Raw genomic sequence first — 12,523 nt, 5'->3', positions numbered from 1 at the left:
TCTGCAGGCATGATGAATAAAAAAAACTGAAGGTTCATTCCTCCAGTTTTTTAGATATTCTATTAATGCAAAGAATGAATTACCCCCGCCATGAGGTGGAAGCTGCTATTTATGCAGTTATAAAAGCGGCAATTTCTTTCTCTGTTAATCTCATTAATGGATTGGTCTTTACGTACCGGTTAATTGTTTCTTCCAAAAGTGAAAGCAAATAGACAAAATCAAACATCGCCGAGTATGCAACCCAGTCTTGTAATTCCGTGGTTTCAAAGACTTCCTGATTGTTCTCCCCGATAAATTGAACCTTTGATTCCGTCTGGGATACTCTCGTAAGGTGGAAACTCTGATGCTTAGGAATCACATGGATGGACTGCGCCCCCGCTTCTACAGCAATTCCTTCCTTCTCTAATAAATCAGCTGCTTGCTTAATATTCATCATCTATCAATCTCCTACGGCTTTTTAATGTAACTATTGTTCAATAAGTTTTCAACTGTTGCAGGTACGTCCTTCCCAAATATATCTTTAATCTTATAATCCGCAAAAAATTGTGTTCCCATTCCCGGTTGGTCAAACCATGGGACAATCGGTCCGGCCTTTGCTTCAAATGGCCTAACCACCTATAATGGCTGCTGAGAGGATTGAATCAAACGATTCTGCCGATTTCTTCAAACGCTTTTCCATTTTTATCCTCCGTAGACTTTTGTCCCTATCGTAACACACCTCCTCCCCTATATTAAGGTAAATATTTACTGTTTAAATAGTACAAAAGTATGTAATTGAAGAATGAAAGACTTCGATTTTCTTTCTAAGCTTTTATCTAATTAAAAAACCCTTAAACACTCGCGTTTAAGGGCTACAACAAACATTCTAATATTAATGAGCTCTCACATATAAATCCCGGGACTTATAACCGGCCCCGAGAATTTTTTTCATCTCATCCCTCCGTTTGACTCTTGTTGCTTCCTGTTTGGCACTATACACATATCGTGCCCAGTCCTTTCGATACCCTTCTGTGAGCGATTGGTAGAATGCCAGCAGGTCTGGCGTGTCTTTTAAATCTTTTTCGACCTCTGGAATTAATTCAATATAATCATCCACGCATTGACTTGCCTTGGCAGCCGTTTGTTTTTTGTTTCTAGTTTCTTCCTTTAGGCCGACAACCGTAAAAATGTCATCTAATCCTACCATGCGGGCAAATTTGATATTGCTTGTGCCCACAAAACCTTCCTCGTTCACGCCTAAGCTTGGAAATAAATCATCACGATGAATAAAAGTTGAATAAACTTTATTTCCTTTTTTCGGATAGGCTACAAACAAATAGCCATTTTTATTCAGATTATTTTTTTCAATGACTTGATTGACGAGAACTTTAAAAGACTCCAAATCAAGCACAAAAGCAAAAATCAGGTCATAAGGAGGATCTGCCAGCTCTGAGTCATATCCCTCCAGCCCAGCCATATAATCTGCACCTTCCGGCAGATTTAATACCGCTGCTTTTGCATACTTTTTTAAATTTAATTTTTCAACAATTGTTTTGGCCATCTTACCACCCATTGCATTTAGTCTGATACTATGAATAGTTTAAGATTTCAATTTATCATTAGCAACTACTAACAGCAAATCCTTCTATTAACGCTCACGGTTTACCATATAGTTCAGTAATTGTTTAAGAAAAACGGTATTCCACGGAATATCCTGGAGAATCTCCGTTGCATGGGCATAATGGTCCCACATAGTTTGCCTGGCACCCTCCACCCCCAGGGCGGACACAAAAGTTGAATTGTTGTTTTGGGCATCCATGCCAACAGGTTTGCCTAATGCTGCCTGCTCTCCTTCTACATCCAGCAGGTCGTCTTTAATTTGAAACGCAATTCCTGCATGAAGGGCAAACCTTCTTAAGGCTTCTATTTCCAATTCACTTGTTTGGGCAAGAATAGCAGGCATAACTAGTGATGCTTCAAAAGCCAATCCTGTTTTATAAAAGGACAGCTTATTTAGCTGGGCCAGCGTCAATGCTTTTCCCTTTGATTCCAAATCCATTGCCTGTCCCATACAAATTTCTCCCGTTACTCTAGCCGAATATTGAATCAGCTGAAGGACGGTTTTGGCATCGAAGCCGTTCAGGGCAGCCTGCTCCTCCGTTGCCTTTTGAGTCAGAAAAAGACCGGTCAGTTCCGCAATAGCCACATTATATACTTGATGCAATGCCGGACGGCCTCGGCGATAGGACGCATTATCCTGAGACGGCAAGTCGTCGAAAATTAAGGAGGCGGTATGCATATATTCCAATGATTTTAATAACGGCACCATTGCCGAAGCCGCTAAACCGTAACCGTCAACACCTGCCACCCAGGTTATTATCGGTCTCAGCCGTTTTCCATCACCATTAAGACTGTAGTTAGCAGCATCTATGATTGGCATTTCCATTAATAGGGACGAATCATGATGGGCAACAGGCAAGATCTTGTTAATTTGATTCCGTATCATCTCAATGGTTTTTAAAAATTCTTCCCTTTCATTCCGCTCATTCTGCAAAACCATGATCATATGGTCCCGAAGCAGCTTATCAAAGAAATCCACATCATCTGCTTTTCGGACCATTTGCTGAACCAGCCGATTTAATGGAGGGATTCCCGAGGCAAAAAGCTCCATTACTTCGTTATATTTTTTGGATTCATGCCGTTCTCTAAATCGTTTTAAACCATTTATGGCACGATCCAAGACTACCTCAAGTGATTTGGCATCAGCATGATACACATCATGAATCAGATGGCAAATAACCGCCCAATATAATTCGAAGGGATTGATAAGATCCGTTCGCTTTTCATGATGCCGGATAAAATAGGTATATGGAGTAACCCTTTCTTCTTCTAAATCCTCAAACATATCGGCAAAGTCATCCGCCAGCTGATTATAAATGCCATAATAAAAAGTATGCTGGTCAAATTCCTCATTCTCAGGAGCACTAATGACGGATCGGACAATCATACGTGAAGAGGATGATTTTAAAATGACCGGTATATAAAGCTGCTCATTCGTATAAGTTTCATTCTCCAGATCCTTTATACGGTCCAATTCCTGAGACTGAAAAAAGACGAAAGCTTGTTCAAAAAACAATTTGCTGTTCTCTTGCTTCTGATGGTCCTTAATATATTCGAACGCCTCGCTAAGTTCGTTATGAATATATCGGATTAGATCTTTGTTTTCCCCTGGCCATTCACCAAGCTTTTGAGCTGATCCTGTTATCAGGGTGGCACGAATCAAATCGGAGTATCGTTTTTTCTCTGCTTTAGACAGTATTTTTGCATCGAGGAGATCATCAATAAAAGGATAGGCCAGTCCATAAGAATAGCCTAGCCGAATGGCTTCATCAAGGGCCTCGACTCGTTTTTCTGATGAAATGCCTTCTTCCAGCCCATCAAGCACATTCATAACTACTCCAGCAATAATTTTAATAAGCTTACGGATGGCATGCTCTGGATCCATTTCATTCGGGATATATGCTGCAGCTTTTTTTAGTTTATCTATCAGCCAAATAATCGCTGACTCGATCCCTTCCTTCTGTGCCCACCGGTACAATCCCGCGATACTCAACGGATCTGCTGTTTCATGATGATTGATTTTCAAATGTTGTTTCAAGCCCTCCACTGTTGTCCGAATCTTGGTAGAAGTGTCTTTGTGATCCAGTCCTTTTCCCAAGTCCCTTAAAAAGATATAAGAGATGCTCCGCTCCAAGTAAGGATCCAGTTTATTGGTGTAATGGAGCCATTGGATATATTTTTGATAATGCCCTGTTACTGGTTTTCGTTTAGAAAAAAAGCTTCGGAAAGAAAGAGGATATACATGTTGTTTCTTCCATGACAGTAGATCATTTGTTAAGATGGGGACATAATTTTTTTGCGAGACAAGAAGATTAAGTAAATGAAAATAATCTGCTGCATTCTGCTCAGCCAGGCGGTAACATTCCTCGCCATTCTTTCGTAATTTCTCTTCCATACCGTCCATTCCCTCTGCTTAAAGTTCTATAATATTGGAAGTTCATTTGTTCCATCATTATATATATTCTATAAGATTAACATAACACCTATTTTTCTGAAAAACATATTGGAATTGAAAGAATATACTTGCCTAACAACAGCACATGGACTCACGCAATAAAGAATCCATTGGCCGCTTTTTGATTCGATCTATTAAAGATTTTTAATTGGATATCCTTAAGACTTGCATATTATCATGCCACTTCATTAAAATGGTAATAGATGAATATATTGCATTTTTTATGACCCTTGGTTCTATTCAAATATCTTATCAATCATTCTTCTTTAAGTAATCTCTTCTATGAAATACTTCTTTTGCTTAGCTCACATTGCATTTTTAATTTACTTTACCTATGAAACTTCATCATTTTGTCACCTTTTCAAAACAAAAATAGACAAAACTATTCCTATAATAAATTTATTCACATAGTCTAGATTATTTTTAATTATTTCATAATTTAGCATAACCGCTAACTCTTGCAATTATCATTCTAGTTTAAGTTTCTTAAAACTAGATGAATAATTATATACCACTAAATTTATACAAAAGGAGAGATAAAAAAATGGATTCTAAAGTCAATGGTAACATCGAAGGATGCCCGTTTCATCACGGAAGTGCCACTAGTTACAAATCAAGCGGCACGACAAATCGAGACTGGTGGCCCAATGCATTAAACTTGAATATTCTCCGTCAGCATGATAAAAAATCAAACCCTATGGGAGAAGACTTTGATTATGCAGAAGAATTTAACAAGCTGGACTTCGATGCTCTTAAGCAGGATCTTCGCAATTTAATGACAGACAGCCAAGATTGGTGGCCAGCTGACTATGGACATTATGGCCCATTATTTATCCGTATGTCTTGGCACGCTGCAGGTACATACCGTACGGGTGATGGCCGCGGCGGCGGCGGCACTGGCAACCAACGTTTTGCACCGCTGAACAGCTGGCCTGACAACGTCAGCCTTGATAAAGCCCGACGGCTCCTTTGGCCAATTAAACAAAAATATGGCAACAAAATTTCCTGGGCAGACTTGCTCGTCCTCGCAGGTAATGTTGCGATTGAATCCATGGGCGGCAAGACAATAGGTTTTGGTGCAGGACGCCCAGATATTTGGCATCCAGAAGAAGATGTCTATTGGGGCACTGAAAAGGAATGGCTTGATGATAAACGTTACACTGGTGAACGTAATCTAGAGAATCCGCTTGCAGCTGTTCAGATGGGCCTGATCTATGTTAACCCAGAAGGTCCAAATGGCAAGCCAGATCCTATTGCAGCGGCTCGTGACATTCGTGAAACCTTTGGGCGTATGGGGATGAATGATGAAGAAACCGTTGCCCTTATTGCAGGCGGCCATACTTTCGGCAAGGCACATGGCGCAGGAGATGCGGCTAATGTTGGTCCAGAGCCGGAAGCTGCTCCTATTGAAGCACAAGGCCTAGGCTGGCAAAACTCATATGGCAAAGGCAAAGGACGCGACACAATCACAAGCGGTCTTGAGGGGGCTTGGACTCCTAACCCAACACAATGGGATAATGGTTACTTTGATATGTTATTAGGCTATGAATGGTGGCTTACAAAGAGTCCTGCTGGTGCATGGCAGTGGCTTGCTGTAGATCCTGATGAAGAGCATTTGGCACCGGATCCAGAAGATTCATCCATTAAAGTGCCAACGATGATGTTTACGACCGATATCGCCTTGCGTCATGATCCTGCATACGAAAAAATTGCCCGCCGTTTCCATGCGAATCCAGAAGAGTTTGCTGATGTGTTTGCCCGCGCATGGTTCAAGCTTTTACACCGTGACATGGGTCCTAAAGCAAGATATCTTGGCCCAGAAGTTCCAGAACAAGACTTCATCTGGCAGGATCCAGTACCAGCTGGCAATTATGATTTAACAGATGCTGAAATAGCTCAGATTAAAGCCAAGATCTTAGACTCAGGACTTACTGTCAGCAAGCTTGTCACAACTGCTTGGGCTTCTGCCAGCACTTACCGCTGCTCGGATCATCGCGGGGGTGCGAACGGTGCCCGCATCCGTCTTGCACCGCAAAAAGATTGGGAAGTGAATCAGCCGGAACAACTTGCACAAGTGCTTCAGGTGCTAGAAGGCATTCAAAAGGACCTGGATAATAAAGTCAGCTTGGCCGATTTGATCGTGCTAGGCGGTTGTGCCGCCATTGAAAAGGCTGCACAAGATGCAGGCTTTGATGTAACGGTTCCTTTTGCTCCTGGCCGCGGTGATGCTGCACAAGAGGAAACCGATATCGAAAGCTTTGAAGTGCTCGAGCCTATCGCTGACGGTTTCCGCAACTATCAAAAGAAACAGTATAGTGTTAGTCCGGAAGAACTTCTAATAGACAAGGCTCAGCTCTTAAACCTTACGGCACCAGAACTGACTGTTTTGATTGGCGGCATGCGCGTTTTAGGCACAAACTATGGTGGAACTGAGTATGGCGTATTCACTGATCGTGCAGGCACCCTCACGAATGACTTCTTTGTTAACTTGCTTGACATGGGAGTAGAATGGAAGCCTGTTGGAGAAAACCTTTATGAAGGACATGATCGCAAGACAGGTGAAGTCGTGCGAACAGCAACTAGAGTTGACCTAGTGTTCGGTTCAAACTCCATTCTGCGTGCCATTGCCGAAGTTTATGCTCAGGACGATAATAAAGAAAAGTTTGTCCGTGATTTTATTGCTGCTTGGGTCAAGGTAATGAACGCAGATCGTTTCGATCTAAAGGCGCTTAACCTTAAGAAAGCTCAACTAGCAAGCAAGTAATAGGAAAAGGAACCGCCGTCAAAAAAAGACGGCGGTTTTTCCTTTGCCCGCAATGGATTCAGCCAGTCATTGCCATTCACCGCTATATTCATTTTGGTTTAATCCGGTATTCGGATTCATTTTTTTATTGTAGTAATACATAATCAATTGAAAAGCCAAATAAGTAAGCAAAAGAACGCAAATATATACTGACAGGGAATAAATAAGTTTCCAACCCGTGTAATTAAACACATGCAGCTTTACCAATAAAAAATCAGTTCCAACTCCAAGAAACCTCCAAGGGAGGAAATACCCAGCTAATTTCATTCTTTTTATGTTATATCGATCCAATATATAAACAAATAAATAACCAATAGCAGGATAGACACCCTACAATACTACATCAAACATTTCATACTGCTTCATATCATTAAGGTTGTATAAGTTAATGGATTTTGCTGCTATCGTGTGATCCAAAATTTTTGGAAAAGAAATACTTAATAAGACTATAAGTGGAGTCACTTCTTTCGGAAATCGCTTCGGCAAAATTATAAATAACAGCAAATTTAGCAGTCATGCAATACTGATGGTCCACTCATTCACATCAAATTTTCCCGGAAAATAAAGCAGCATATTTTACCTCTCTAATTTTACAAAACCAATTACCTTTAAATTAACAATTAAGATAGATGAAATGGTGTGTGATTAACCAAACCACCAGCCATATAAAGAAAATTTCAAAAAGATGAAGTTTCTTTTTATAACAGCAGAAGAAAATGAAAAGTAAAATGATGATAAAAAGGTATATGGAAAGGATCATAGAATCACACCCGCTGCCAATAGAGTTATGTTCTTTTTCAAGGAGAATGCTAATTCCCCGCATTCATCTGCAAATAACCCTCCTTCTCCAGTTCAAGGTAAAATAAAGTGGTCCGTATTTTAACCCTCCGCCAGCTTTTTGCGGTCAATGGCTAATGGAGGCTGCTCTAACCACTGATTATTAATCATAATATTTATTCCATCTTCGCCATATTTTAAAACCTCTGCCAAAAGACGGGAGTAATCCACTGCCATATCACTTCTTTGACTTTGGGAAACAGCCATGCCATAATTTCCAACTCCAGAATATATCATTAAGTTAAAATGATACATCATTAATTTATCTGAAAAAGGGGATTCGGTTGAATCCGTAACTTCTTGATCAAACGACATAGGTATAGGCAATGAGCTATTAACTAAATAATCACTGAAAACCTTTATATGTTTTAGTGCAATTGCCTTTCCTCTGAGAATATAATCCTTAACCTTAGTTGATTTAGCAATCTGGCTGAATCCTGTTGCAAGGCTTGTACCTAACTGATTGGTTTGAATATTCGCATAGAGATTTGTAATCTCAAGGCCAGTAAGCGGACGCTTGCCTAGACCCTCTAATAAAAATGATTGTTTTTGCACAAACTCAACTTCTTTTGGATATGGAATAGAGGGAGGACGAACTGCCAGCCCCATTTCTAATGATAGCTTTGTCACCTTATTACTTAACTCCATAGAAGCAGTTAAACATTCTGAAGAAAATGAGAGAACATCGGTCCGATATATGTTTGGTAAAACGCTGCTAATAGTAGCTAGTCCACTTTTAGCCATATTTTTTAGATAATAGAGATAAAATTTGTCTGAAAATAGACGGGGTGCTTTTAAATTTACATCCTTTTCTGTAAACCCTATAGGAGCAGGGATCCCCTCTTTTAAAAAGATCCCTTTTATCGTTTCAATATGATGCTGAGCTAAATCCAATGCGAAATTGACCAATGATTTGATCTCGCTATCTTCAATGTTTTCTGCAAAGTATTGTAAAACACAATCTGACATAGTATCTGCAAGATATGAGCTCCATAAATAAGAGATTTCAGTTGCCGTTAACTTTATGTGATTGTGTTGAACTGACATGAAAAACCCTCCTCATTCTTTGTCATATTGGATAATGTGCCCAGAATAGAGGGAAATATATTTTATCAACTGTAATATTCCGTCAAACATTAAAAGGGGGGGCCTATGGTTAAATCACACATAAAAATAGGGCCGTCCATTAAGGAGTCAGACTCCTTAATGGACAGCCCTGCATTATTCTAGCTTATGTCTTATTCAAATAATTGTGGAATTCCACTAATGATTGTATTGATACCCATAAATGCCATGGCAATAACAATAAGAATCCCAAAAATCGTCATCCAAAGCGGGTGTTTATAATCTCCAACAATTTTTTTCTTGTAGGCAGCAATTAATAAAATCGATAAGGAAAGCGGCAGCACTAATCCATTTAAGCAGCCTACTAAGATTAATGTCTTAACCGGTTTTCCTACCAGCACAAACACTAGTGTTGAAACAGCGATAAATCCAACAATAAACCAATTGGAATATTTCTCAACAAATTTACTAAATGAACGGATAAAAGAAACGGAAGTGTAGGCAGCGCCGACAACTGAGGTAATGGCAGCAGCCCACATAACAACCCCAAATATTTTATAGCCGATATCTCCTGCTGCTAATTGGAAAACAGATGCAGGCGGATTATCAGGATTCAGTATGAGTCCTTGGGCAACCACCCCTAACGCAGCAAGGAACAAGAAAATTCTAATAATAGAGGCAATTCCAATCGCACTTACTGCCCCCTTAGTCACTTCAGGCAGCGCCTCTTTTCCTTTGATTCCAGCCTCGATCAGCCTGTGCCCTCCTGCAAATGGAATAAATCCACCTACCGTGCCGCCTACAAGTGTCACGATGGCCAGCATATCTATTTTTTCTGGAACAAAGGTTCTGACAACAGCTTCACCTACAGGCGGCTGTGCAGAGAACATCACATAAATGATTAAAGCAATCATTACAAACCCCATGATTTGTGCAAAACGGTCCATCACCTTCCCTGCCTCACGCACTAAGAAGATTGCAATTCCTAATAAACCGCTGATAAACGCACCAAATTCAGGTGATATCCCAAATAAAACGTTTGTCCCAAGACCGGCACCTGCGATATTGCCAATGTTGAGAGCAAGGCCTCCTAGAACTATTAAGAAAGCTAGTAAATAGCCTAGTCCTGGAAGCACTTCATTGGAAATATCTTGCGCTTTTTTGCCGGCAACCGCTAGGATGCGCCAAATATTAATTTGCACTCCGAAATCGATAATAATCGAAATTAAAATCACAAAGCCAAAGCTAGCCATCATTTGCTCTGTAAAAACTGATGTTTGTGTCAGGAACCCCGGCCCAACAGCAGTTGTAGCCATTAAAAAAGCAGCTCCTAATAGAACACTTCTTGTTGACTCTTTCTTCATATTTCTCCACCTAATTCTCTTTTATTTATTATTTCAACTATATTTGAACAAGTAGAATTCTTAGGGCAGCTAAGTACCTTAAATTCACTGTTGCAGAATATTCGAAATATACTTCAATGACAATAATGGATTTATTATATATTAAATAAGATATTAAATTCAAGTAAATCGGTCGGAATACTCAAAATAATAGATGTTAGAATAACAAACCCCTATGGAATAAAATCGCTGAAAATGTCAGACCAGAAAAAAGTGTGCAAAAAAAGGCCTGGAAATCTGAAAATATATTTTCAGAAAAACCAGACCATCATCGAAACAAGAAAATTAATCCTTGCTGATTATTCTATTTACCAAGGATTATGGCTTTCATGGATTCAGTCTTACCATACACTTTAAATCATCACCATGATACCATTCGATACAATAGCCATTAGGGTCGATATCAGAATAGGAAATAAGCTCCTCAAATGCTTTACTAATCTTTTGAGGGTCATGATTATGATTAAATAAGGTTATGGACCTGTATTTCCCTTTTTCAATAATGAATGATTCGCAATGTAAATTTTCCCCTTTATCGTTTCCCAGCTCTTCCGCCGCTGCTTTGTAAACAATTACGCCTCTTTCTGGCCTGGATATGCCAAAGTATCTTCTCTCTTTTGAAAATGGGAGAATTTCATGAAGTCTCTCATGCGCATCCTGTATGCCGTCCGGAAAAGATTTTGCTGTTATACAAAGCACTTTTATATCTTTTTCAATTAGAATCGTTTCCATATTTTGTGTCACATCCACCTTTATTCATAATGACAATTCCTTAATAACAGTATCCCACTTGAGGCTATTTCGAATTGATTATTTTTACTGGTATCCATATTTCGCTTCTAAAAGCAGGTGAGGCAAAATCTTTGTGTTCGTTCCATAATATTTCAGGTCCCTCTGCTTGTTTATAAGTAGAAGAGGGAAACCATTCTGAACAGATACGTCCCCAAACCTTTTGCAAAGTCTCAGGAAATGGTCCCACTGCCTCAAATACAGCCCATGTTGAGGCAGCAACCTCTAGTTCTTGTAAATTCTCCGGACACTCTTTTGTTGTTGCCGATCCAATATAATGATCGAGTTCCCCTTCAATGTCCTCCATAAGATTTTCCTCCAATGGCACTATTCACGTTTTTAAGCCAATCCACCTTCATCCCTCCTTGGATAGAGGATATCAAAATTAAAAGTACTCCATCCGACATTTCATGCCACATGATGTAGTGTTATTCATTTTATTCTATCTAATCTTAATTAAAGCTCCCGAACAAAGCAAAACCTTATTGTTTTAATTTTTATAAGCTAATTAATAAACTACCAAAATTTGATATCTACTCATTTTTTTAATTACGGTTTAATATTAGTTTCAGAGATTGATGAACAACAAAATTCGACATAGATACAGAGAGTCAAAAATTGTTCTCATTCTTACAACAAAGGCAAACCAGTTGAAAAATTGGGACCGCAAAGTTACAGACCTAACGTAATTGGACTATGGTGGCTGAACTGCTGTGAAGAATGGAGAATTAGACTCGAAATTTGAGTTCGAATTCAAGATTCTTCCAAATCAAACTTTATTTTGGAGGGATTTTTAATGGAGAAAAAACAATTCGTTTCCCTGAATCATTCTAAGGGAGTCAAAAATAATAAATCATTGTTCAAAAAGATAGCCGCTGCTGCTGCTGTATTCGGCATTACTGCAACTGTATTCAGCACGCCATCATTTGCTGCAGAATTGTCGGGTGCAACTGTTGATGGTGGGGATTTAACTGGTGGCGCTATTACATTCGCACCACTTTCTGCAACTCTAACTGGTTCAAAAGTTGTTTCACCTACTGCAAATTGGGGCATATCTGATATTGTTGATGCTCGTGGTACTGGTGAAGGATGGAACCTAACCATGACATTATCTCAATTCAAAGAATTTGACACAGCAGCAAACGATTTTGTATCAGGCGGCAAAACATTGCCTACAGGCTCTCTTAAATTGACAACTGCTCCAACTGTAGCCCAAAAAGATGATACATCATCTCCAGTAGATACTATTACGCCAGTTTCCGCAGAACAGGTATTGGCATTGGATACAGACAGTCCAGTAAAACTGTTATCTGCATCACTTAATGGCGGTATGGGTTCCTACACTGTTTCTGACTTAGGCGTTGAGTTAACAGTCCGAGCGGACGCCTATGCGAAAACGTACAAATCAGAAGCAACTGTTTCTTTAACGACTGCTCCTTAAAAAATGGTTAAATTTCTTTAAGTCCTCCCATACTAAGGGGGACTTTTTCTTATTTGGTAGTGTCAAAAGTTCTATGAAAATTCAATAGGTTGGGTAGGTGCTTTTCCATTTTATTGGTGAAAAGGCCCCGC

At 39.6% G+C, this 12,523-nt stretch carries 9 protein-coding genes, 1 pseudogene and 1 riboswitch; of the genes and pseudogenes, 2 read left to right on the top strand and 8 right to left on the bottom strand.

The annotated features are described in order from the left end of the window. Positions 1-109: 109 nt before the first annotated feature. The 4 genes from NFS43_RS12305 to NFS43_RS12290 form a co-directional block, all read right to left on the bottom strand. Positions 110-436, bottom strand: a complete 327-nt coding sequence (locus NFS43_RS12305; RefSeq protein WP_251551972.1) for a hypothetical protein — start codon at positions 434-436, stop codon at positions 110-112. Positions 437-447: 11 nt separating this feature from the next. Next, positions 448-615, bottom strand: a complete 168-nt coding sequence (locus tag NFS43_RS12300) for a glycohydrolase toxin TNT-related protein (RefSeq protein ID WP_251551971.1) — start codon at positions 613-615, stop codon at positions 448-450. 256 nt (positions 616-871) lie between these two features. Further along, the gene (locus NFS43_RS12295; protein WP_251551970.1) at positions 872-1,540 is read right to left on the bottom strand and encodes a YdeI/OmpD-associated family protein; all 669 of its coding nucleotides are present in this window, start codon (positions 1,538-1,540) and stop codon (positions 872-874) included. A gap of 87 nt (positions 1,541-1,627) precedes the next feature. Continuing rightward, on the bottom strand, positions 1,628-4,003 hold the full coding sequence (locus NFS43_RS12290) for a polyprenyl synthetase family protein (protein WP_420910329.1): 2,376 nt from the start codon (positions 4,001-4,003) through the stop codon (positions 1,628-1,630). A gap of 595 nt (positions 4,004-4,598) precedes the next feature. On the opposite strand from NFS43_RS12290, the gene katG reads away from it, so the two are divergent. Further along, positions 4,599-6,818: a catalase/peroxidase HPI gene (gene katG / locus NFS43_RS12285; RefSeq protein WP_251551968.1), complete on the top strand. Its 2,220-nt coding sequence runs from the start codon at positions 4,599-4,601 to the stop codon at positions 6,816-6,818. A 918-nt stretch (positions 6,819-7,736) separates the two neighbouring features. Here katG and NFS43_RS12280 read toward each other — a convergent pair. The 4 genes and pseudogenes from NFS43_RS12280 to NFS43_RS12265 form a co-directional block, all read right to left on the bottom strand. Then, a complete protein-coding gene (locus tag NFS43_RS12280) occupies positions 7,737-8,741 on the bottom strand; it encodes a DUF3231 family protein (RefSeq protein WP_251551967.1) in 1,005 nt (334 codons plus the stop codon). 191 nt (positions 8,742-8,932) lie between these two features. Continuing rightward, positions 8,933-10,123, bottom strand: coding sequence for an NRAMP family divalent metal transporter (locus NFS43_RS12275; protein WP_251551966.1), 1,191 nt, complete (start codon positions 10,121-10,123; stop codon positions 8,933-8,935). Between the two features lie 366 nt (positions 10,124-10,489). Beyond that, complete coding sequence (locus NFS43_RS12270) at positions 10,490-10,894, bottom strand: transcriptional regulator (protein WP_251551965.1); 405 nt, start codon at positions 10,892-10,894, stop codon at positions 10,490-10,492. 64 nt (positions 10,895-10,958) lie between these two features. Continuing rightward, positions 10,959-11,243 (bottom strand): annotated as a pseudogene (locus tag NFS43_RS12265) (GyrI-like domain-containing protein); the annotation flags it as partial. Between the two features lie 338 nt (positions 11,244-11,581). After that, positions 11,582-11,667: riboswitch (cyclic di-GMP riboswitch) on the top strand. Positions 11,668-11,747: 80 nt separating this feature from the next. On the opposite strand from NFS43_RS12265, the gene NFS43_RS12260 reads away from it, so the two are divergent. Further along, complete coding sequence (locus NFS43_RS12260; protein WP_251551964.1) at positions 11,748-12,392, top strand: WxL domain-containing protein; 645 nt, start codon at positions 11,748-11,750, stop codon at positions 12,390-12,392. Positions 12,393-12,523 lie beyond the last annotated feature (131 nt).

The organism is Neobacillus muris (assembly GCF_943193175.1).
Classification (GTDB): Bacteria; Bacillota; Bacilli; order Bacillales; family Cytobacillaceae; genus Neobacillus; species Neobacillus muris.
This window is presented reverse-complemented; position numbering and strand designations above follow the sequence as displayed.

What these genes read in the sequence shown, in the direction of transcription:
- NFS43_RS12305 (WP_251551972.1), bottom strand. Translation starts at nt 436, where the DNA reads ATGATGAATATTAAGCAAGCAGCTGATTTATTAGAGAAGGAAGGAATT.
- NFS43_RS12295 (WP_251551970.1), bottom strand. Translation starts at nt 1,540, where the DNA reads ATGGCCAAAACAATTGTTGAAAAATTAAATTTAAAAAAGTATGCAAAA.
- NFS43_RS12290 (WP_420910329.1), bottom strand. Translation starts at nt 4,003, where the DNA reads ATGGACGGTATGGAAGAGAAATTACGAAAGAATGGCGAGGAATGTTAC.
- katG (WP_251551968.1), top strand. Translation starts at nt 4,599, where the DNA reads ATGGATTCTAAAGTCAATGGTAACATCGAAGGATGCCCGTTTCATCAC.
- NFS43_RS12280 (WP_251551967.1), bottom strand. Translation starts at nt 8,741, where the DNA reads ATGTCAGTTCAACACAATCACATAAAGTTAACGGCAACTGAAATCTCT.
- NFS43_RS12275 (WP_251551966.1), bottom strand. Translation starts at nt 10,123, where the DNA reads ATGAAGAAAGAGTCAACAAGAAGTGTTCTATTAGGAGCTGCTTTTTTA.
- NFS43_RS12270 (WP_251551965.1), bottom strand. Translation starts at nt 10,894, where the DNA reads ATGGAAACGATTCTAATTGAAAAAGATATAAAAGTGCTTTGTATAACA.
- NFS43_RS12260 (WP_251551964.1), top strand. Translation starts at nt 11,748, where the DNA reads ATGGAGAAAAAACAATTCGTTTCCCTGAATCATTCTAAGGGAGTCAAA.